This is a genomic window from Micromonospora sp. DT178, assembly GCF_049841695.1.
GTDB lineage: Bacteria > Actinomycetota > Actinomycetes > Mycobacteriales > Micromonosporaceae > Micromonospora.
Map to the genome: position 1 here is coordinate 447,261 of NZ_JBNCKV010000001.1, position 20,300 is coordinate 467,560.

Genomic DNA, 20,300 nt, shown 5'->3' on the forward strand with positions numbered 1-20,300 from the left:
TTCAGGCGGAAGCTGCCCGCCGGCCGGGAAATGTCACGCCCGCGCCGTCGCCGTCCCGGCGTCGGCGGACCGCTCGCCCACCCGGGGTGGGACCGCGTCGCTCTCCGCCCGTTTCGCCGCCCGCCAGGGAAACCCGCCCGCCAGGAGGACCCGCCCGCCAGGAGGACCCGCCCGCCAGGAGGACCCGCCCGCCACTGGCGGGCGGGTCACTGCCGGGAGGCGACCGCGGCGGCGGCGGCGACGGCCGGCAGCAGGGCGTGCGCCCAGACCCGGTAGCCGTCGGCGGAGGGGTGGTAGCCGTCGTGGCACAGCGTCCCGGCGTCGGCTCGGAACACCGCGCCGGTCTCGGTGGCCAGGTCGACCACCGTGCCGCCGGCGTCGAGCACCGCCGCCGCCTGGGCGCGGGCCACCCGCCGCCCCGACCAGCCGACCACGTTGCGCAGCGGCGGCGCGATGGCGCGTACGGCGCCGAGGTCGGGGCACGTGCCGACGACCACCTCCACCCGGGCCTCGCAGAGCCGGTGCACGGCCGCCCCGAGGTAGGCGGCGGCCTCCACCGGGCGACGCAGGGTTGTGGCGTCGTTGGCCCCGATCAGGATCACCGCCACGTCGGGACGCTCGCCGAGCAGCGCCCGGGCCACCTGGGTGGCCAGGTCGGTCGAGCGTGAGCCGGAGACGCCGACGCTGGACAGGTGCACCCGGCGGCCGGTCGGGCCCTCGGCGAGCAGGTTGGCCAGCTGCCCGCCGATGGTCTCGTCGAGGCGGCCGACCCCGACGCCGAGGGCGGACGAGTCGCCGAGCAGCACCAGTCGCAGCGGCGGCGCGTCGGCACGCCCGACCGTGGCGCGCAGGGCGAGCGCCAGCTCCGGCTGGGCGTACCGGCGGTGCCGGGCGGCGAAGGCCTGACCGGCGAGGACGGCGGCGCCGCCGACCGTGCCGGCGATGAGGCTGAGCGTCGCCGCCCGGCCCAGTCGATTGGCGAGCCCCGAGGGGGTGAAGCGCTCGCTCATGCCAGTCCCTCCAGTGTGGGTGAGTCGGCGGCGGGGCTGGGCTGCGGCGCCGCGCCGACACCGAAGAAGGCCCGTCGGCGCAGCTGCGCCCACCGGCCGGCGGGGCCGCGTTCGCGCCCCCTGACCCGGGTGCCGCTGACCTCGGTGCCCGCGTGGCGGGCCGCCTCCTGGGCGGCCTGCGGCAGCGAGCGCACGCCCTCGCCCCGGTCGAGGGTCGGGCGGCGTTCCTGCCCCGCGCCGAGCGCGGACAGCACGGTCGGCAGCAGGGCGGCGGCGGCCATCGCGTAGCCCTCCGCCGAGGGGTGGAAACGGTCCCAGGCGAACATCCGGGTCGGCTCCGCCGTGAACCGGGGACCGAGCAGGTCGCCGAGGGAGACCGTCCAGCCGCCGGCCTCGACCACGGCCACCGTCTGGGCGGCGGCGAGCTGCCGGCTCCAGTGCCGGGCCAGCCACCGCAGCGGCGGCTGGATCGGCCGGATCGCGCCCAGGTCGGGGCAGGTGCCGACGACCACCTCGCAGCCGGCCGCGCGCAGCGTGCGGACCGCGTCGACCAGGTAGCGCACCGCCAGTGCGAACGGCGCGCGGTTGGTCACGTCGTTGCCGCCGATCAGGATCACCGCGACGTCGGGCCGGCACTCCAGCGCCGCCTCCACCTGGTGGCGCAGCACCGCCGAGATGGCGCCGACCACGGCGAAGCGGTGCAGCCGGACGGGGCGTTGCAGGCGACGGGACAGGCCGGTGGCGAGCAGGGCGCCGGGCGTCTCCCGGCGGCGGTGCACGCCGTAGCCGGCGGCCGACGAGTCGCCGAGCACCACCAGGGTGACCGGCGGGCCCGGCAGCTTCGCGCCGTAGACGCCGTCGCAGCGCGGCGGCGGGGCCTCGGCCATCGGGATCGTGCGGCGGGCCTGCCGGGCCTGCCCGAGGAGCACGCCGCCGGTCGCCGCCACGGCCGCGGCGGTGGCGCCCGTGCCGATCGCCGCGAGGCGGGCGAGTTGCCGGGCGCGCTGCCAGCGCGGACCAACCGGGACGACGGAACCAGCGACCCCCATACAGCGACATTATCGCGCCGGCACGACACGCCGCTGTCGTCGTGTCGGCTCGCGGGTGCCTGGAAGGCGACGGTCCTGGGTACTTGTGCGGGTGACCGGGGGACGGTTGCGCGGGCGCGTCACCCTGGCACGTGGAGAGGGGCCGAACATGGGGAAGACATTGAAGCGAAGCGCGGCGTTCAGCGCGCTGGCCCGGGCGCTCGCGGCCGGATCGCGGGGCGGGCCGTCGCTCGGGGCACGGCTGGGCGCGCTGCCCCGGATGATCCGGGCCACCGCCCGGGGGGAGTACGACGGCGGCCTGCGGCTGGCCCTGATGACCGCGGCGACGGCCTACATCGTCTCGCCGGTCGACCTGCTTCCCGAGATCCCGCTGGCGATCTTCGGGCTGGCCGACGACGCGGTCATGGTGACCTGGCTGGCCGGCAGCGTGCTGGCCGAGACCGAGCGGTTCCTGGAGTGGGAGGCCCGGCGCAGCTCGGTGATCCCCGGGCACGTGGCGTCCTGAACCCACGTACCCTGGGGCGTCGAGAAGACGTCTGCCCGGCCGCCGCCGGCGGCGCCGGAGGAGAAGGGCACAACGAGGTGCGGTACTACGACAACGTCGTCGAGCTGATCGGCAACACCCCGCTGGTACGGCTGCGCAACGTCACGGCCGGGATCCAGGCCACCGTGCTGGCGAAGGTGGAGTACCTCAACCCGGGCGGCTCGGTGAAGGACCGGATCGCGCTGCGGATGGTGGAGGACGCGGAGAAGGCGGGCATCCTCCAGCCGGGCGGCACGATCGTCGAGCCGACCAGCGGCAACACCGGCGTCGGGCTGGCGCTGGTGGCGCAGCTGCGGGGCTACAAGTGCGTCTTCGTCTGCCCCGACAAGGTCAGCCAGGACAAGCAGGACGTGCTGCGCGCGTACGGGGCGGAGGTGGTGGTCTGCCCGACCGCCGTGGCCCCCGAGGACCCGCGCTCCTACTACAACGTCTCCGACCGGCTGGCCCGGGAGATCCCCGGGGCGTGGAAGCCCAACCAGTACAGCAACCCGGCCAACCCGCGCTCGCACTACGAGACCACCGGCCCAGAGCTGTGGGAGCAGACCGGGGGCGGGATCACCCACTTCGTGGCGGGCGTCGGCACCGGCGGCACCATCTCCGGCATCGGGCGCTACCTGAAGGAGGCGTCGGAGGGTCGGGTCAAGGTCGTCGGCGCCGACCCGGAGGGCTCCGTCTACTCCGGCGGCACCGGCCGGCCGTACCTGGTCGAGGGCGTCGGTGAGGACTTCTGGCCGGAGACGTACGACCAGGGTGTCGCCGACGAGATCATCGAGGTCTCCGACAAGGCGTCCTTCGAGATGACCCGGCGGCTGGCCCGCGAGGAGGGGCTGCTGGTCGGCGGCTCCTGCGGGATGGCCGTGGTGGCCGCCCTGGAGGTGGCCCGCAAGGCCGGCCCGGACGACGTGGTCGTGGTGCTGCTGCCGGACAGCGGCAAGGGCTACCTGTCCAAGATCTTCAACGACACCTGGATGGCCCGGTACGGCTTCCTGGACAACTCGGGCACGGAGCCGACGGTCGCCGACGCGCTCGCGGGCAAGCCGGGCGGCCTGCCCGAGCTGGTGCACGTGCACCCGACCGAGACGGTCCGCGACGCGATCGACTACATGCGCGAGTACGGTGTCTCGCAGCTTCCGGTGCTCAAGGCCGAGCCTCCGGTGGTGACCGGCGAGGTGGCCGGCTCGATCGCCGAGAAGGACCTGCTCGACGCGCTCTTCACCGGCCAGGCACACCTGCACGACACCATCGAGCGGCACATGGCCGAGCCGCTGCCGATGATCGGCGGCGGGCAGCCGGTGAGCGAGGCGGTCGGCCTGCTGGAGAAGTCCGACGCCGCCCTGGTGCTGGTCGACGGCAAGCCGAAGGGCGTCCTCACCCGGCAGGACCTGCTGGCCCACCTCGGCGCCCGCTGACCGCTTGGGGAACGCCCCCTGTCGACGCCTGGTGCGCACGGCAGGGGGCGTTCCTCACAACGGGCGGGCGTACCGGAGCTGGGGCACGACCGCCGGGCCGATGTGTTCGTCGCGTGCGGTGCCGGTGAAGGTCCAGCCGCCGCGCTCGTAGAAGGCCCGGGCGTGCGCGTTGTCCCGCAGCACCCAGAGCACCGCCCGGGACCAGCTGCGGGTGCGCATGGCGTCCAGCGCGTCGACCATCAGGGCGCGCCCGGTGCCCCGGCCGCGTTCGGCGGGTTCGAGGTGGATGGCGTTGAGCAGGCCGGTCGCCGGGTCGCCGTCGTCGTCCGGGCCGAGGTAGCTGAAGCCGACCAGCCGGCCGTCGCGCTCGACCACGGTCATCCGGTGCTCGTCCCGCTCCCACGTCCACCGCTCGGTCCAGTACGCGCCCATCGCCTCCGGCGTCGGGTCGGCCAGCGCCCGCGCCGGCAGGAAGGCCGCGTAGGCGGCGACCCGGGAACGCTGGTGCAGCGCGCCCACCGCCATCAGGTCGTCGACGGTGGCGGAGCGCAGGGTGACCGTCACCCGGCCGAGGCTACCCGCCGGGGCGGGACCTGCACGGTCGTCAGGTCCTCGGCGATCACCAGGTCGCCGTCGAAGTGCGCGCGGGCCTCGTCGGCGAAGCGGCGCGGGTCGGCGTACCGCTGGGAGAAGTGGGTGAGCACGAGCCGGCGTACGCCCGACTCGGCCGCCACCCGCGCGGCCTGGCCCGCCGTGAGGTGGCCGACCTCGGCGGCCAGCGCGGCCTCCGAGTCGAGGAACGTCGACTCGATGACCAGCAGGTCGGCGTGCTCGGCGAGGGCGTACACCCCGTCGCAGAGGCCGGTGTCCATGACGAAGGCGAAGCGCTGCCCGGGCCGGGGCACGCTCACCTCCTCGCGGGTGACGCGGCGCCCGCCGACGTCGAGGTGGCCGACGCGGATCAGCTCCCCGACCGCCGGCCCGGTGACGCCGTACGCGGCCAGCCGCTCCGGCAGCATCCGGCAGCCGTCCGGCTCGACGAGCCGGTAGCCGTACGTCTCGATCGGGTGCCGCAGCCGGCGGGCCTCCAGCGTGCCGACGCCCAGCGCGATCCGCTGCCCGTCGGCGTCGATCGGCTCGACGCGCAGCTCGGCGGTCTCGTGGAAGCTGGAGGCGTGCCGCAGGCGCGCGAAGTACTCCGCGCCGCCGGCCGGGAAGTGCACGGCCACCGGATGCGGCACCCGGTCCAGCGAGAGCCGCTGGATGGTGCCGGGCAGGCCGAGGCAGTGGTCGCCGTGGAAGTGGGTGACGCAGATCCGGGTCAGGTCGGTGGCGGTGACCGTGGTGTGCAGGAGCTGCCGCTGGCTGCCCTCGCCCGGGTCGAAGAGGATCACCTCGTCGTCCCAGCGCAGCACGTACCCGTTGTGGTTGCGCTGCCGGGTGGGGGCCTGGCTGGCCGTCCCGAGCACCACCAGCTCGCGCATCGACACGCTGACCTCCGGCTGCGTCGACCACCTGGCCTGCGGAAAGGGTCGACCCCCGGGGCTTCCGTGCTCGCGCACGGGCCGGCTGGACTGGGCCGGCACCCCGGGGGTCGGGTGGCTGTCGTGGTTTCGCCGCACCGCTGCCACACGGTCTCGACGATGGTGCTGTGCCCGCCTCGCGGCGGACGAGTTTACTGTCGAGGACAGCGGCTAGCGGACAGCCACCTCACGAGTCCGATTGCTATACAAGTCTGGACCACCTCCTTTCCCGTGTACGGCCACGTTATCGAGCGGCGGCGACCTCCGGCAACGGATTTCGATCACAGGGTCCACGGGAATGTCCGACGGGCGTCACGGGGCCTCGGCGATGCCGATCGGGCCCTCGCGGGGGCCCTCCTCGCTGGCCGGCTGCACGGCCAGCGACGGGAAGTCGGCCAGGTCGCCCTCCGGCTCGGCGTCCCACTCGGGGAAGACCAGGTCGCTCTGGAGATAGAGGCAGAGCAGCTGGGTGAGCTGGCGCAGGCCCTCCAGGTGGGTGCGCTCGTGCCCGTGGGTGGCGTCCACGCCGAAGCCGAGCAGCGCCACCCGGGCGTGCGCGCCGGCCTCCACGGCCGCCGCCACGTCCGAGCGGTAGTACTCGAAGACGTCGCGGACCAGGTCCACCCCGTGCTCGGCGGCGATCGAGGCCAGGTTGCGGGTCAGGTGGTAGTCGAACGGTCCGACCCCGTCGCCCATCGCCAGCGTGGCCGCGTCCTCGCGGGACTGCTGGCCGGGCGCGACCACCGCCGCGTCCACGGAGACGATCTCCGCCACGTCGGGGTCGAGCCCGTGCGACGCCCCGTGCCCGATCTCCTCGGTCACGGTGACCAGCAGGTGCGCGGTGACCGCCGGGCGCACGCCGGCGTCGACCATCGCCTTGAGCGCGGTGAGGACCGCCGCCACGCCGGCCTTGTCGTCCAGGTGCCGCGACTTGACGTACCCGCTGGGGGTGATCGTCGGGTTCGGCAGGAACGCCACGAAGTCGCCCGCGTCGATGCCGAGGGCGCGCAGCCCGGCGATGTCCTCGACCGGCTCGTCCACCCGGACCTCGACGTGCTGCCAGCCGACGCCCTGGAGGTCCACGTCGTCGTTGTAGCGGTGGCCGCTGGCCTTCAGCGGCAGCACCTGGCCGGTGATCACCCGCTCCAGGTCGTCGGTGAAGATCCGCACGTGCGCGCCCTCGGCGAACCGGGCGCTGTGCGTACCGATGGTCTTCAGCTCCAGCCGGCCGTTCTCCTTCAGCCGCTTCACCATGCCGCCGATGGTGTCGGTGTGCACCACGATCGCCCGGTCGGCGCCGGTCGAGCGGGGGCCGGGCAGGCAGGCGCTCAGCGCGCCGCGCCGGGTCAGCGTGGAGGGGATGCCGAGCGCGGAGAGCCGCTCGCCGACGTACTGCTGCACGTGGTCCGTACGCCCCGACGGGCTCGGGATCTCCAGCAGCTCCACCAGCACCTGGCGCAGGTAGTCCAGGTCGATCTCCAGGGGCCTCGGGCTCACGCGGCACCTCCCGGGCCGGCCGGGGTCCAGAGCCGCTGCGGCGCCCGGGTGCCCGGGAAGAGCAGGTCCACGAAGCGCTCGGCGGTCGGCTGCGGCTCGTGGTTGGCCAGGCCGGGCCGCTCGTTGGCCTCGATGAACACGTGCTCCGGCCGGTCCGGGGCTCCGACCAGCAGGTCCAGCCCGGTGACCGGGATGTCCAGCGCCCGGCTGGCCGCCACGCACGCCTCGGCGATCGCCGGGTGCAGCTCGGCGGTGACGTCGTGGATGGTGCCGCCGGTGTGCAGGTTCGCGGTCCGGCGTACGGCCAGCACCTGCCCCTCGGGCAGCACGTCGTGCAGCTCGTGGCCGGCCTCGGCGAGCACGTCGCGGGTCATGTCGTCGAGCGGGATCCGGGACTCGCCACCGGTGGCGGCGGCCCGGCGACGGCTCTGCCGCTCGATCAGCTCGGCGATGTCGTGCACCCCGTCGCCGGTGATCGAGGCGGGCCGCCGGAGCGCGGCGGCCACCACCTCGTGGTCGATGACGACGACGCGCAGGTCCTCGCCGGCGCGCATCTCCTCGATCAGCACGTCCGGGCAGAACCGGGCGGCCAGCTCGACGGCGGCGGCCAGCGCCTCGGGAGTCCGTACGCCCACCGTGATGCCGTTGCCCTGCTCGCCGCGCGCCGGCTTCACCACCACCCGGCCGACCTCGGCGAGGAAGGCGGTGTCGCCGTCGTCGCCGGTGGCGGTCCGGCCGCGCGGCACCGACAGCCCCGCCTCGGTGAGGATGCGGCGGGTCACCCGCTTGTCGTCGCAGCGGCTCATCGCCACCGCCGAGGTCAGCTCCGACAGCGACTCGCGGGTCAGCACGGTCCGCCCGCCGCTGCTCAGCCGCAGCTCACCCCAGGCCGGGTCGGTGACCTCCACCCGGATGCCGCGCCGCATCGCCTCGTCGGCGACGATCCTCGCGTACGGGTTGAGCTGGTCGTACCCCTGCGGCATGGCGGGCAGGAAGAGCCGCTCGTTGATCGGGTTCTTCCGCTTCACGCAGAGCGTCGACGTCCGGTAGAAGCCGAGCCGCTCGTAGAGCCGGATCGCCCCGGCGTTCTCGGCGAGCACGGACAGGTCCACGTACGCCCGACCCCGCTCGACCAGCCGGGCGGCCAGCGCGGTGATCAGCGCCTGGCCGGTGCCCGGCGGCGCGGTGTTGAAGTCGACGGTGAGGCACCACAGGCTGGCGCCGTTCTCCGGGTCGTCGAAGACCGCGACGTGGTCGACGCCGGTGATGGTGCCGACGATCTCGCCGGTGGCGTCCTCGGCGAGCAGGTGCAGGAACCGGTCGGTGCGCGCGTTGTCGACGAGCACGTCCACCGGTGCGGTGACCATGCCGTTGCGGGCGTAGATCCGGTTCACCGCGTCCGCGTCGGCGGCGTCGGCCAGCGGGCGGATGGTCAGCCCCGGCACGTCGCCGTCACCGGCCGGCCGGTCGCCGCCGAGCGGCAGCCGGTAGGTCAGCGACGGATCGATGAACAGCTCGTCGGGCAGCCGGGACACCAGCACGTGCGGGTCGCGCAGGTAGATGCAGATGTCCCGGGAACCGGCGGCCTCGGAGCGCAGCACGGCGGCGACGGCGGCCTGGTCGGCGAAGGTCTGCCCGAAGACGAGCCGCCCCCAGCCGCAGTCCAGCACCACGTCGGTGTCGCCCTCCCGGGTCGGCGGCTCCGCCGGCTCCGGTGCCATCGGATCGCCGCCGGGGCCCACCCGCTCCCGTCGCCGGCCGTTGCGCGACCGGTCGGTCCGGGCCGCGCCTGTCGCCAGGGTGTCGGTCACGGTCAGTCGATTCCGTGGCTCTGGAGCCACATTTCCAGGAGTCCGAGTTGCCACAGCTTGTTTCCGTTCAACGGGGTCAGTTCGGCGTTCGGATCGGCGAGCAGGGCGTCGACGTAGTCGGCGCGGAACAGGTCGCGGCGGCGGGCCTCGGGCGCGGAGAGCGCGTCGCGTACCCGGTCGAGGAGCTTGCCCTCCAGGTGGGTGAGGCCGGGCACGGGGAAGTAGCCCTTCGGCCGGTCGATGACCTCGTGCGGCAGCACCCGGCGGCCGATCTCCTTGAGCACCCCCTTGCCGCCCTGCGCCAGCTTCAGCTCCGGCGGGCAGCTCGCGGCCAGCTCGACGAACTCGTGGTCGAGGAACGGCACCCGGGCCTCCAGCCCGTGCGCCATCGTCATGTTGTCCACCCGCTTGACCGGGTCGTCGGTCAGCATGACCTGGGTGTCGATGCGCAGGCCGGCGTCGACGGCGGTCTCGGCGCCGGCCCGGCCCAGGTGCGCGGCCACGAACTCCCGCGCCGGGTCGCCGTCGGTCAGCCAGGCCGGGTTCAGCACCCGGGCCAGCCCGGCCGCGTCCCGGTCGAAGAAGGCCCCGGCGTACGTGTCGAGCGCCCCGTCCCGGCCGACCCGGGCGAGCGGCGGGTACCAGTGGTAGCCGCCGAGGATCTCGTCCGCGCCCTGGCCGGACTGGACGACCTTGACGTGCTGCGACACCACCTCGCTGAGCAGGTAGAACGCCACGCAGTCGTGGCTGACCATCGGCTCGGACATCGCGGCGACGGCCGCCTCCAGCGGCGGCACCAGGTCGGCGGCGGCCACCCGGATCTGGTGGTGGTCGGTGTCGAACGTCTTCGCGACGAGGTCGGAGTAGCGGAACTCGTCGCCCTCCCGGCCGCCGACCGCGTCGAAGCCGATGGAGAAGGTGGAGAGCCCGCGCTGGCCCTCGCCGGCGAGCAGGGCGACCACCAGGCTGGAGTCGAGGCCGCCGGAGAGCAGCACGCCGACCGGCACGTCGGCGACCATCCGCCGGCGTACGGCGGTGGTCAGCGACTCCAGCAGGGCGTCCTGCCAGTCCTTCTCGGACCAGCCGGCCCGCTCGGCGGAGCGGGTGAAGGCCGGGTCCCAGTAGACCCGTTCGGACGTGCGGCCGTCCGCCTCGTAGACCCGTACGGTCGCCGGGGGCAGCTTGGTGACGCCGCGCAGGATGGTGCGCGGCGGCGGCACGATGCTGTGGAAGCTCAGGTAGTGCGCGAGCGCGACCGGGTCGATGCCCGTGTCGATCCCGCCCCCGGCCAGCAGCGCGGGCAGGGTGCTGGCGAAGCGCACCGCGCCGGGCGTCTCGGCCAGGTAGAGCGGCTTGATGCCGAGCCGGTCGCGGGCCAGCACCAGCCGGCCCGTGTCCCGCTCGCTGATCGCCACGGCGAACATGCCGATCAGGTGGTCGACGAAGTCGAGCCCCCACTCGGCGTACGCCTTGAGCACGACCTCGCTGTCGCCCGAGGAGAAGAACCGGTGGCCCTTGGCCTGGAGTTCCTCGCGCAGCTCGCGGTAGTTGTAGATGCACCCGTTGAAGACGCCGGTCAGGCCCGCACCGGGGTCGACCAGCGGTTGCCCGCTCGCGGCGGAGAGGTCGATGATCTTCAGGCGTCGGTGTCCGAGGGCCGTCGGGCCCTGGGCCCAGACGCCGCTGTCGTCGGGCCCCCGGTCGCTCATCGTGGCCGCCATGCGCTCCACCGCCGCCACGTCGGCGCGTGAACCGTCACGGCGGAACTCTCCCGCAAGTCCGCACATGCCAGGCAATGCTGCCAGAGGGCAGCGAGGATTGCCCGTTGGGCTGATAACAGTTTCTTGAAGTTTTGCTACACTGCGCGATTCCGTCACGGCGCGTGTCGACCACGGTGGCGGACCGCGTCAGGAGTGCCGGGTGGGGCGGTTTCCGCGCCGGGGCAGGTGTGATCGATTGCTCAGTTCCGGAAGGCGCGGAGGCCGGCGCGACTGACGCCGCGCCGGCCCGCGTGATCGTGCCGGTGGCCCTCGTGATCGTGCCGGTGGTCCGGGTGATCGTCGGGTGGTTCCGGTGATCGTGCCGATGGTCCCGCCCTGAGGGCGGGGTTCAGCCCGAGGTGCGGGCGACGCCGACCGGGCAGCTCAGCCCGTTCGGGCCGTGGTTGCAGTACCCGTTCGGGTTCTTCGTGGGGGCCAGATACTGCTGGTGAAGATCCTCGGCGAAGTAGTACTCGCCGAGCCGGTCGATCTCCGTGGTGATCTCGCCCTTGCCGGCCCGCGCCACGATCGGTGCGAACGCGTCCCGGGACGCCTGGGCGGTGGCGAGCTGCTCGTCCGTGGTCACGTAGATCGTCGACCGGTACTGGGTGCCCACGTCGTTGCCCTGGCGCATGCCCTGGGTCGGGTCGTGGTTCTCCCAGAAGACCTTCAGCAGGTCCTCGTAGCTGATCGTGGCGGGGTCGTAGACCACCTGGACCACCTCGGCGTGCCCCGTCATGCCCGAGCACACCTCCTCGTACGTCGGGTTCGGCGTGATGCCGCCCGCGTAGCCGGCGGACGTGGTGATCACGCCCGGCAGGGTCCAGAACAGCCGCTCGGCGCCCCAGAAACAGCCCATGCCGAACACGGCCACCTGCGAGCCCTCCGGGAAGGGACCCTTGAGCGGGGTGCCCAGCACCTCGTGCCGGTCCGCGATCGGCATCGCGATCAGGCGACCCGGCAGGGCCTGGTCGGAGGTGGGCAGTTCGGCCTTCATGCGGCGCAGGAACACGGTGGGACTCCTCTCGTACCTCTCCCAGCGTGCAACACCGCCGGACCCGCCTTCCTTACCCGCTCCACCCGCACTCAGACGGATCCGGCGGACGGAGCGTGAGATGCGGCGCTGTCGGCCGATGATCGGTGCGGTGGTGCGGTGGTGCGGTGGTGCGGATGAGGATGCAGAGCGGGGGCGAGGGCAAGCCGCTGGGGGCGATTCCAGAAGCTGACGCGCAGCCGCCATTGACGTCACGCAGCGCTGCTGGCACTACTTGCCCGCGCGCGATGCCGCTCGACGCGAAGCGGTACGCGGCGGGCAGTCTGACGCTGCGTCTCGCGGTCGACGACGCCACTGCGACACCCTCGCCCGAATTGTCAGCTTAGTCGCTGACACGCTACACGAACGCCGGTCCAGCCATTGGTGATCAGGACCCCATGGACGCTAAAACGGCCGCGTAACGTCCATGGCGTCCTGATCACCTTGGTCCGCGCGTGGGCCACGCCGCGGGGCGGTAGGTGCTCGCGCGGGAGGAGGGGGCCGGGTGGGTCACGCCACCGGGCGGTAGGTGCTCGCGCGGGAGGAAGGGGGCGCGTGGGTCACACCGTCAGCCGGCGGGCGCTCGTGCGGAGGAACTGGGTGCCGGGTGGTTTATGTCGCAGCGTTGACTGCTGCTGTGGTTACTTCCCGTGGCTGACGGCGGGCGACTTCCCGTGGCCGTGCCCGGGCGGCGGGGTCGGCACCGAGGGCGGCGGGCTGGGCTGGGCGTCCGGGGCGGTTCGGGGCATCGGGCATGGGTGGGCGTCGAGTGTCGAGTTTTGTCCCGAATAGTGGTCTAGGAAAGGGAACGCGAGGAATGCGGACGATCGGAGCGGAGCGGTCCGGACAAGGTCGAGGCGGCGGGGACGGCGGTGGGGTTTCGGTCGTCCGGATCTGGCCCGGGGCCGACGAGGGGCTGGCCCGGTCACTGCTCGCGGTGCAGCACGCGGCGTACGCCGTCGAGGCCGCGCTGATCGGCGATGACCGCATCCCGCCGCTGCACGAGACCCTCGCCGACGTACGGGCGATGCCCCTGCACTGGCTCGGGGCCCGCTCCGGTTCGCGGTTGATCGGGGCGATCGGCTGGACCGAGGACGACACGACCGTCGACATCGATCGTCTGGTGGTCGACCCAACCGCGCACCGGCGCGGCGTCGGGCGGGCGTTGGTGGGCGCTGTGCTGGCCCGTGCCGGCGACCGCCGCGTCGTCGTCGCCACCGGCCGGGACAACCGCCCGGCCCGACAGCTCTACGAGTCGCTCGGGTTCGCCTCCACGGGGGACGAGGAAGTCCTTCCCCACCTCTGGATCGCCCGCTACGCGCGGTGACCCACGAGGCCATGGTTGGTTCCGGCGCCTGGAAGGGCCGCGCCCGCGCCCAGGATCGGGAGCGCCCCGGACGGTCTCGCGCCCCGGGTCGCGCCGCGTCCCGCCGCGTCCCGCGCCACCCACGTCGCGCCGGCCCGTGTCGCCTCGCGTCGTCAGGTGGCGGGGCGGAGGGCTGCGGTGATGCGGGCGGCGTAGGTCCCGGCCTCGGCGTCGTCCGCGTAGCGGGTGCGCGGCCAGAAGAAGCCCCGCAGGCCGTCGCCCTTGGTACGCGGCACCACGTGGGTGTGCAGGTGCGGGACGGACTGGGACACCTTGTTGTTCATCGCCACGAACGTCCCACCGGCCTCCGTGCCGGTCTCCACGGCGACCGCGAGCCGCCGCACCAGGCCGAAGTAGCCGGCCAGCGCCTCGGCGGGCAGGTCGGCCAGCGTGACCAGGTGCGTGCGCGGCACCACCAGGACGTGCCCCTTGAAGACCGGCCGGGTGTCCAGGAACGCCATCCCGTCGGGCTCGTCGGCGACCCGGAAGGCGGGGACCTCGCCCGCCACGATCCCGCAGAACACGCACCCGCTCATCCGTCCAGGCTATGCCGCCGGCCCGACACGGGAGACGCCTGCCGCGCCGGCCGCTGGCCCGCCGGGCCCGTACCCGCCGACCCGCCAACCCGCCGGTCCGGGCCCGACAGCACCGTTCCGTTCCAGCCCTCGGGACGGGGGATTAGCCTCACGGGATGAGTCACGGCTTCGACACGCTCGCCATCCACGCCGGCCAGGACCCCGAGGCCCGCACCGGCGCGGTGATCCCACCGATCTACCAGACCAGCACCTACGCCCAGGACGCCGTCGGCGCGCCCCGGCTGGGCTACGAGTACAGCCGCTCCGGCAACCCGACCCGCGACGCCCTCCAGGAGTGCCTCGCCGCGCTGGAGGGCGGCCCGGTCGGGCTCGCCTTCGCCAGCGGCCTGGCCGCCGAGGACACCCTGCTGCGTACCGTCTGCAAGCCGGGCGACCACGTGGTGATCCCCGACGACGCGTACGGCGGCACGTACCGGCTCTTCGCCCGGGTGGCCGAGCGCTGGGGGCTGGACTTCACCCCGGCGAAGGTCTCCGACCCCGACGCGATCCGGGCCGCCGTCGAGCCGGGCCGGACCCGGATCGTCTGGGTGGAGACGCCCACCAACCCGCTGCTCGGCATCGCCGACATCGCCGCGCTGGCGGGCGTCGCGCACGACGCGGGCGCCCTGCTGGTCGTCGACAACACGTTCGCCTCGCCGTACCTCCAGCAGCCGATCGCGCACGGCGCGGACGTGGTGGTGCACTCGACCACCAAGTACATCGGCGGCCACTCCGACGTGGTCGGTGGCGCGCTGGTCGCGGCCGACGCCGGGCTCGGCGAGGAACTGCGCTACCACCAGAACGCGATGGGCGCGATCAACGGCCCCTTCGACGCGTGGCTCACCCTGCGCGGCATCAAGACCCTGGGCGTACGCATGGACCGGCACTGCGACAACGCCGAGCGGATCGCGGCCTACCTGGACGGGCACGCCAAGGTCGGTCAGGTCATCTACCCGGGGCTGCCCGCGCACCCGGGCCACGAGGTGGCCGCGAAGCAGATGCACCGCTTCGGCGGCATGATCTCGTTCCGGGCCGCCGGCGGCGAGGAGCACGCCGTCGAGATCTGCAACCGGACGAAGCTCTTCATCCTCGCCGAGTCGCTCGGCGGCGTGGAATCCCTGATCGAGCACCCGGGCCGGATGACACACGCAAGTGCTGCCGGCTCGCCGCTTGAAGTTCCCGGCGATCTCGTGCGACTGTCTGTCGGCATCGAGACGGTCGACGACCTGCTCGCCGATCTGGAGCAGGCGCTGGGCTGACCGCTGGCTGGGAGGGTGGCCGTGCAGGACATCATGCCGACCTGGGTGGGGGCGACCGCCAAGCAGATCGCCCGGGGCGTACGCCGGGGCGACGTCACGGCCACCCAGGTCGTCGCCGACCACCTGGACCACATCGCCCGGGTCGACGCCGACCTCGCCGCGTTCCGTGCGGTACGCGGCGGGGAGGCGATCACCGAGGCGGAGAAGGTCGACGAGCAGGAGGACCTGGCCAACCTGCCGCTGGCCGGGGTGCCGGTGGCGGTCAAGGAGAACACCGCCGTCGCCGGGCTGCCCACCTGGAACGGGTCGGCCGCGGTGCGTACGCCGGTGGCCGAGGCCGACCACGAGGTGGTCCGGCGGCTGCGCGGCGCCGGCGCGGTGATCCTCGGGGTGACCCGGATGCCGGAACTCGGCCTCTGGGGCATCACCGACGACGAGACGGCCGTGACCCGCAACCCCTGGGACGCCCGGCGTACCCCCGGCGGCTCGTCCGGCGGCGCGGCCGCCGCCGTCGCCGCCGGCCTGGTGCCGATCGCCCACGGCAACGACGGCCTCGGCTCGATCCGCATCCCGGCCGCCTGCTGCGGCCTGGTCGGGCTCAAGCCGGGCCGGGGGGTGGTCCCGTGCCAGCTCGGCGCGGACGACTGGTTCGGGCTCACCGAGCACGGCATGCTGACCAGCACGGTCGCCGACGCGGCCGTCGGCTTCTCGGTGCTGGCCGGCCGCCGCCCGGACAAGCTGGTGCCGCCGCAGCGGCTGCGGGTGGGCGTCTCGCTCCGCTCGCCCGTGCGCGGCGTGCACGCCGACGCGCCCAACCGGGACGCGGTCGCCGCCGCCGGCCGGCTGCTCGCGGGCGCGGGCCACGACACCGTGCCGGCCGACCCGGTCTACCCGACGGCGCTGGGCCTGCAGGGCATCGCCACCTGGTTCGCCGCGGCGGCCGCCGACGTCCGCGCCGCCGGGTTGGACCGGCGGGGCCTCCAGCGGCGCAGCCGCCGGCACGTCGCCCTCGGCGAGTGGGCGCAGCGGCGGGGGTACGTCCGGGAGGCCGACCGGGCCGCCTGGCGCGAGCGCTCGATCGGCTTCTTCGCCGACCACTCGGTCGACCTGCTGCTCACGCCCGCCCTGGCGACCGTGCCGCCGGAGGCCACGGGCTGGTCCGGCCGGTCCTGGCGGGCGAACATGCTGGCCAGCGTCAGGTACGCGCCGTTCGCCGCCCCGTGGAACATCGCCGGACTGCCCGCGCTGGTGGTGCCGGTCGGCCGCCGCCCGGACGGGCTGCCGGTCGCGGTGCAGCTGATCGGCCCGCCCGGCAGCGAGCTGCTGCTCCTCGGCGTCGCCGGCCAGTTCGAGATGCAGGCTCCCTGGTCCCGCCACGCCCCCGGCTATCCCCGGATCCCGGCTGCCGTCTGAGGGGTGGCGTGCGCGTGTCGGCGCGGGTGGCGGGTGGCACGATCAGGGCATGACGGAACTGGTCGGTCTCGCCGACGTACGGGCCGCGCGGGAGCTTCTCGCCGGCGTCGTCCGCACCACCCCGCTGGAGCCCTCCCGGCCGCTCAGCGCGGCGCTGGGCGGGCCGACGTGGCTCAAGTGCGAGAACCTGCAACGCGCCGGCTCGTACAAGGTGCGCGGCGCGTACGTGCGGATCTCCCGGCTGTCGGAGGCGGAGCGGGCCCAGGGGGTGGTCGCGGCGAGCGCTGGCAACCACGCCCAGGGGGTCGCGCTCGCCGCCGGCCTCGTCGGTACGCACGCCACGGTCTTCATGCCGGTGAACGCGCCCCTGCCGAAGGTGGCCGCCACCAAGGGCTACGGCGCCCAGGTCGAGCTGGTCGGCAACACCGTCGACGAGTCCCTGGTCGCGGCGCAGACCTACGCCGAGCGGACGGGCGCGACGCTGATCCACCCGTTCGACCACCGGGACGTGATCGCCGGCCAGGGCACGGTGGCCCTGGAGATCCTCGAACAGTGCCCCGAGGTCAGGACGATCATCACGGGGGTGGGCGGCGGCGGGCTGGTCTCCGGCATGGCGGTGGCGGCCAAGGCGCTGCGGCCCGACGTGCGGATCATCGGGGTGCAGGCCGCCGGCGCCGCCGCCTTCCCGCCCTCCCTGGTGGCCGGCGAGCCGGTACGCCTCCCGTCGTTCGGCACCATCGCGGACGGCATCGCCGTCGGCCGGCCGGGGGAACTCACCTTCACCCACGTCCGCAAGCTGGTGGACGAGATCGTCACGGTCTCCGAGGAGGACATCTCCCGGGCGCTGCTGATGCTGCTGGAGCGGGGCAAGCAGGTGGTCGAGCCGGCCGGCGCGGTGGGCGTGGCCGCGCTGCTGGCGGGCGTCGTCGAGGTGCAGGCGCCGGTGGTGGCGGTGCTCTCCGGCGGCAACATCGACCCGCTGCTGATGCTGCGGGTGATCGAGCACGGCCTCGCCGCCGCCGGGCGCTACCTGCGGGTGACGGTGCGCTGCTCGGACCGCCCCGGCCAGCTCGCGTCGCTGCTCGGCGAGATCGCCGAGCACCGGGCGAACGTGGTGGACGTGGAGCACCAGCGGGCCAATCCGCACCTGCGCCTGGGCGAGGTGGAGGTGGCCCTGTCGGTGGAGACCCGGGGGGTCGAGCACTCCGACACGCTGATCAGCGCGTTGCGGGCCAGTGGCTACCAGGTGGTCTTCGCAGGCGAGGCGTGACACCGGGACCGGTGCCACGCCTCGCCTGGCGGCAGGGTGTCCGCCCCGTCGCCGAGCAGCGCGGTCGCGCGTCGTTGCCGCCTGGCCGGACCGGTGCCCGGGCGGCCGTGTCGCCCGCCCGGCCCGCCCCGGCCGGGCGGCGGGGGCTCAGCCGGCGAACGGCTCGAAGCTGACCACGGTCACCTTGATGTCGGCCCCGCTGGGTGCGGTGTAGGTGCAGGTCTGGCCGGCCCGGCCGCCCAGGATCGCCTGGCCCAGCGCCGACTCCGGGCTGTACACCGTCAGCTCGGTGGTCGACGCGATCTCCCGGGAACCGAGCAGGAAGGTCTCGGTGTCGTCCTTGTCGTCGTCGAAGAAGATCGTCACGACCATGCCGGGCGAGACCACGTCGGCGGCCTGCGCCCCGCCCACCTTGGCGGTGCGGAGCAGCTCCTTGAGGTAGAGGATGCGCCCCTCGGCCTTGCCCTGCTCCTCGCGGGCGGCGTGGTAGCCACCGTTCTCCCGCAGGTCGCCCTCCTCGCGGCGGGCGTTGATCTCGGCGGCGATGACCGGCCGGTTGGCGATCAACTCGTCGAGCTCGGCCTGGAGCCGGTCGAATGCGTCCTGGGACAGCCAGGTGGCGGGCGCCTCGTTGCCAGTGGACACAGGCGGTCTCCTCGTTCGTGCGTGCTGGCTGACAGGTGAACTTCCAAGTTACCAGTGCCGTACGACACAGGGTGTGCTCGAACACCGGGGGTGCCGCCGGCGCCCGGGCCGCCGAGGGCGTCCGTACGCACGTCCCGGCCCGCGTCGTGGCCGCTCAGCCCACGGGCCGGCAGCGCAGCACCTCGCCGACGAAGGGCCGGGCGGTGGTGGCCACCCGGTGCTGCGCGGTCACCTGCCGCTGGTCGGGCCGGGCGGTCACCGTCACCTCTTCCCGGCCCACCTCGGCGCCGTCGCGGTCGCGGGCGCGCAGCAGGCAGACCGCCGAGCCGCCCTCTGGCACGGTGACCCGGAAGTCGACCACCACCTGGCCGTCGGTGATCCCCGTGTAGGTGATCACCTCGGCGTCGTAGTTCGGGTCGCCGTACTGCCGGTAGAGCCGCACCGCGACCAGGGTCATGACGGCCACCAGGGCGACCACCAGCAGCGCCATCAGCAGCGGCCGGCGGCGCCCGGGCTCCCGGCGGCGGCCGTACCGGCCGGGCGGGAAGGCCGGCGCGCCCGACGGAAGTGTGGCGTGCGTCTCGGTCACCGGCGGGTATCTCCTGGCGTCGTTGTCGTGGGCATCGGCAAGAATGGCAGGGTTCCATCTTCCCAGCCCGTCCCGTCGTCAAATATGACAGGTCGGCACCGGCAGGTCCCGGCGCGGGGGGAAGATTCCGGCAGGTCAGCCGGGCGGTCCCGCGGGGGGTCCGCCGGGGCCAGAGACGAGGAGCGCCGACGTTGGCAGAGCAACTGCGACTGATGGCCGTCCACGCACACCCCGACGACGAGTCGAGCAAGGGCGCCGCGACCATGGCGAAGTACGTCGCCGAGGGCGTGGACGTCCTGGTGGTCACGTGCACCGGCGGCGAGCGCGGCAGCGTGCTGAACCCGAAGATGGACCGGCCGGACGTCTGGGCCAACATCGCCGACGTCCGCCGGGCGGAGATGGACGCCGCGCGGGCGATCCTCGGCGTCGAGCAGGCGTGGCTCGGCTTCGTCGACTCGGGCCTGCCTGAGGGCGACCCGCTGCCGCCGCTGCCCGAGGGCTGCTTCGCCCTCCAGGACGTCGAGGTGGCGGCCGGCCCGCTGGTGCGGCTGATGCGCCAGTTCCGTCCGCACGTCGTCACCACGTACGACGAGGAGGGCGGCTACCCGCACCCCGACCACATCATGACCCACAAGGTCAGCGTGGCCGCGTTCGAGGCCGCCGGTGACCCGGAGCGCTATCCGGAGCTGGGCGAGCCGTGGCAGCCGCTCAAGCTCTACTACGACATCGGCTTCTCCAAGGGCAAGATCATGGCGCTGCACGAGACGCTGCTCGCCGCCGGTCTGACGTCGCCCTACGAGGAGTGGATCAAGCGCTGGGAGGACCGCCCCGACAAGGGTCCCCGGATCACGACCCGGGTCGAGTGCGCCGACTACTTCCCGGTCCGCGACGACGCGCTGCGCGCCCACGCCACCCAGATCGACCCGGACGGCTTCTGGTTCCAGGTGCCGATGGAGATGCAGCGGCGGGCGTGGCCGACGGAGGACTTCGAGCTGGTGCGCTCGCTCGTCGACAGCCCGCTGCCCGAGTCGGACCTCTTCGCCGGGGTACGCGAGACGGCCCATGCCCGCTGATCCGGGACGGGGCTACCCTGGTCACCAACCGCACACCGGAGGAACGCCATGCTGACCGCCGCACAGGTGCTCGCCCAGAACAACTTCGGGGACACCCGCACGGGTGGCCTGGCCGGGCCGATGGGCCTCTTCCTCATCCTCGTTCTGGCCGCCGCCACCGTCCTGCTGATCCGCAACATGAACTCCCGGCTGCGTCGGCTGCCCGACCGGTTCCCCCAGCAGGGCCCGCCGGCGACCCCCGACCGGGCGGACGCGGCAGTCGTCGATCCGACAGAAGGTGCGCTGACGCAGGATTCATCCTCCGCCGCTCCCACCGGGCGTCAGCAGCGTCGCAACGGCTAGTCCGCCCATGATTCACGTCGAACCCGGTCGTCGCCCCCTGTTGCGGCCACCGGGTTTGCCTTAGCCTCTCGCCGGGGGGACCAAGAGTTCCCGAGCCGTGCGCGGGAGGGGGCGCCGATGACCACCACACCA

Annotated in this window: 19 protein-coding genes and 1 pseudogene; 9 read left to right on the forward strand and 11 right to left on the reverse strand. The window is 73.8% G+C overall.

The features are described 5' to 3' along the window. Positions 1-206: 206 nt before the first annotated feature. On the reverse strand, positions 207-1,010 hold the full coding sequence (locus ACLQ22_RS02150) for an SGNH/GDSL hydrolase family protein (RefSeq protein ID WP_425691065.1): 804 nt from the start codon (positions 1,008-1,010) through the stop codon (positions 207-209). Beyond that, positions 984-2,059 (reverse strand): annotated as a pseudogene (locus ACLQ22_RS02155) (SGNH/GDSL hydrolase family protein); the annotation flags it as partial. The pseudogene ACLQ22_RS02155 and the gene ACLQ22_RS02150, both read right to left, overlap by 27 nt. Positions 2,060-2,207: 148 nt before the next feature. Here ACLQ22_RS02155 and ACLQ22_RS02160 point away from each other — a divergent pair. Together ACLQ22_RS02160 and ACLQ22_RS02165 are read left to right on the forward strand one after the other, a co-directional pair. Further along, on the forward strand, positions 2,208-2,564 hold the full coding sequence (locus tag ACLQ22_RS02160) for a YkvA family protein (protein ID WP_366640759.1): 357 nt from the start codon (positions 2,208-2,210) through the stop codon (positions 2,562-2,564). A 77-nt stretch (positions 2,565-2,641) separates the two neighbouring features. Then, positions 2,642-4,012, forward strand: coding sequence for a cystathionine beta-synthase (locus tag ACLQ22_RS02165; protein WP_425690801.1), 1,371 nt, complete (start codon positions 2,642-2,644; stop codon positions 4,010-4,012). A 54-nt stretch (positions 4,013-4,066) separates the two neighbouring features. Here ACLQ22_RS02165 and ACLQ22_RS02170 read toward each other — a convergent pair whose 3' ends face one another. The 5 genes from ACLQ22_RS02170 to ACLQ22_RS02190 all read right to left on the reverse strand — a co-directional run bounded on the left by ACLQ22_RS02170 (position 4,067) and on the right by ACLQ22_RS02190 (position 10,630). Then, positions 4,067-4,576 (reverse strand): GNAT family N-acetyltransferase, encoded by a 510-nt coding sequence (locus tag ACLQ22_RS02170; protein WP_425690802.1) that lies wholly within the window; start codon positions 4,574-4,576, stop codon positions 4,067-4,069. Continuing rightward, a complete protein-coding gene (locus tag ACLQ22_RS02175; RefSeq protein ID WP_425690803.1) occupies positions 4,573-5,502 on the reverse strand; it encodes a ribonuclease Z in 930 nt (309 codons plus the stop codon). Before ACLQ22_RS02175 ends, ACLQ22_RS02170 begins: the two co-directional genes overlap by 4 nt. A 345-nt stretch (positions 5,503-5,847) precedes the next feature. Next, a complete protein-coding gene (locus tag ACLQ22_RS02180; RefSeq protein WP_425690804.1) occupies positions 5,848-7,032 on the reverse strand; it encodes an osmoprotectant NAGGN system M42 family peptidase in 1,185 nt (394 codons plus the stop codon). Continuing rightward, entirely contained in the window at positions 7,029-8,843 is a 1,815-nt protein-coding gene (ngg, locus tag ACLQ22_RS02185) for an N-acetylglutaminylglutamine synthetase (protein ID WP_425690805.1), read from the reverse strand. Before ngg ends, ACLQ22_RS02180 begins: the two co-directional genes overlap by 4 nt. A 2-nt stretch (positions 8,844-8,845) precedes the next feature. Next, positions 8,846-10,630, reverse strand: a complete 1,785-nt coding sequence (locus tag ACLQ22_RS02190; RefSeq protein WP_425690806.1) for an N-acetylglutaminylglutamine amidotransferase — start codon at positions 10,628-10,630, stop codon at positions 8,846-8,848. Positions 10,631-10,725: 95 nt separating this feature from the next. Here ACLQ22_RS02190 and ACLQ22_RS02195 point away from each other — a divergent pair, with 95 nt between their 5' ends. Continuing rightward, positions 10,726-10,920 (forward strand): hypothetical protein, encoded by a 195-nt coding sequence (locus ACLQ22_RS02195; protein ID WP_425690807.1) that lies wholly within the window; start codon positions 10,726-10,728, stop codon positions 10,918-10,920. Positions 10,921-10,952: 32 nt separating this feature from the next. On the opposite strand, the gene msrA is transcribed toward ACLQ22_RS02195, so the two are convergent. Further along, positions 10,953-11,615: a peptide-methionine (S)-S-oxide reductase MsrA gene (gene msrA / locus ACLQ22_RS02200; RefSeq protein ID WP_366640752.1), complete on the reverse strand. Its 663-nt coding sequence runs from the start codon at positions 11,613-11,615 to the stop codon at positions 10,953-10,955. Positions 11,616-12,453: 838 nt separating this feature from the next. Between msrA and ACLQ22_RS02205 the strand changes: the two genes are divergently transcribed. Further along, positions 12,454-12,963 carry a GNAT family N-acetyltransferase gene (locus tag ACLQ22_RS02205; RefSeq protein ID WP_425690808.1) on the forward strand — a complete coding sequence of 170 codons (510 nt, stop codon included), beginning with the start codon at positions 12,454-12,456 and terminating at the stop codon, positions 12,961-12,963. 152 nt (positions 12,964-13,115) lie between these two features. On the opposite strand, the gene ACLQ22_RS02210 is transcribed toward ACLQ22_RS02205, so the two are convergent. Next, positions 13,116-13,538, reverse strand: coding sequence for an HIT family protein (locus ACLQ22_RS02210; protein ID WP_425690809.1), 423 nt, complete (start codon positions 13,536-13,538; stop codon positions 13,116-13,118). Positions 13,539-13,693: 155 nt separating this feature from the next. On the opposite strand from ACLQ22_RS02210, the gene ACLQ22_RS02215 reads away from it, so the two are divergent. From ACLQ22_RS02215 to ilvA, 3 genes are read left to right on the forward strand one after another with little or no spacing between them, the layout of a single operon-like run. Then, positions 13,694-14,836, forward strand: a complete 1,143-nt coding sequence (locus ACLQ22_RS02215) for a cystathionine gamma-synthase (protein WP_425690810.1) — start codon at positions 13,694-13,696, stop codon at positions 14,834-14,836. A 15-nt stretch (positions 14,837-14,851) separates the two neighbouring features. Then, positions 14,852-16,249: an amidase gene (locus ACLQ22_RS02220; RefSeq protein ID WP_425690811.1), complete on the forward strand. Its 1,398-nt coding sequence runs from the start codon at positions 14,852-14,854 to the stop codon at positions 16,247-16,249. 49 nt (positions 16,250-16,298) lie between these two features. Continuing rightward, the gene (gene ilvA, locus ACLQ22_RS02225) at positions 16,299-17,519 is read left to right on the forward strand and encodes a threonine ammonia-lyase (RefSeq protein WP_425690812.1); all 1,221 of its coding nucleotides are present in this window, start codon (positions 16,299-16,301) and stop codon (positions 17,517-17,519) included. Positions 17,520-17,666: 147 nt separating this feature from the next. Here ilvA and greA read toward each other — a convergent pair whose 3' ends face one another. Together greA and ACLQ22_RS02235 are read right to left on the reverse strand one after the other, a co-directional pair. Further along, positions 17,667-18,164, reverse strand: coding sequence for a transcription elongation factor GreA (gene greA, locus ACLQ22_RS02230; protein WP_121396515.1), 498 nt, complete (start codon positions 18,162-18,164; stop codon positions 17,667-17,669). 154 nt (positions 18,165-18,318) lie between these two features. Continuing rightward, positions 18,319-18,753 carry a DUF4307 domain-containing protein gene (locus tag ACLQ22_RS02235; protein WP_425690813.1) on the reverse strand — a complete coding sequence of 145 codons (435 nt, stop codon included), beginning with the start codon at positions 18,751-18,753 and terminating at the stop codon, positions 18,319-18,321. A gap of 191 nt (positions 18,754-18,944) precedes the next feature. Here ACLQ22_RS02235 and mca point away from each other — a divergent pair, with 191 nt between their 5' ends. Together mca and ACLQ22_RS02245 are read left to right on the forward strand one after the other, a co-directional pair. Then, positions 18,945-19,826 carry a mycothiol conjugate amidase Mca gene (gene mca / locus ACLQ22_RS02240; RefSeq protein WP_121396513.1) on the forward strand — a complete coding sequence of 294 codons (882 nt, stop codon included), beginning with the start codon at positions 18,945-18,947 and terminating at the stop codon, positions 19,824-19,826. Between the two features lie 48 nt (positions 19,827-19,874). Beyond that, positions 19,875-20,168: a hypothetical protein gene (locus ACLQ22_RS02245; RefSeq protein WP_425690814.1), complete on the forward strand. Its 294-nt coding sequence runs from the start codon at positions 19,875-19,877 to the stop codon at positions 20,166-20,168. Positions 20,169-20,300: the final 132 nt, after the last annotated feature.

Bases quoted from the DNA above. Each gene is read 5' to 3' on its own strand.
- ACLQ22_RS02190 (WP_425690806.1), bottom strand. From the start codon at position 10,630: ATGTGCGGACTTGCGGGAGAGTTCCGCCGTGACGGTTCACGCGCCGAC.
- ACLQ22_RS02245 (WP_425690814.1), top strand. From the start codon at position 19,875: ATGCTGACCGCCGCACAGGTGCTCGCCCAGAACAACTTCGGGGACACC.
- ilvA (WP_425690812.1), top strand. From the start codon at position 16,299: ATGACGGAACTGGTCGGTCTCGCCGACGTACGGGCCGCGCGGGAGCTT.
- ACLQ22_RS02160 (WP_366640759.1), top strand. From the start codon at position 2,208: ATGGGGAAGACATTGAAGCGAAGCGCGGCGTTCAGCGCGCTGGCCCGG.
- ACLQ22_RS02205 (WP_425690808.1), top strand. From the start codon at position 12,454: ATGCGGACGATCGGAGCGGAGCGGTCCGGACAAGGTCGAGGCGGCGGG.
- ACLQ22_RS02215 (WP_425690810.1), top strand. From the start codon at position 13,694: ATGAGTCACGGCTTCGACACGCTCGCCATCCACGCCGGCCAGGACCCC.
- ACLQ22_RS02210 (WP_425690809.1), bottom strand. From the start codon at position 13,538: ATGAGCGGGTGCGTGTTCTGCGGGATCGTGGCGGGCGAGGTCCCCGCC.
- ACLQ22_RS02150 (WP_425691065.1), bottom strand. From the start codon at position 1,010: ATGAGCGAGCGCTTCACCCCCTCGGGGCTCGCCAATCGACTGGGCCGG.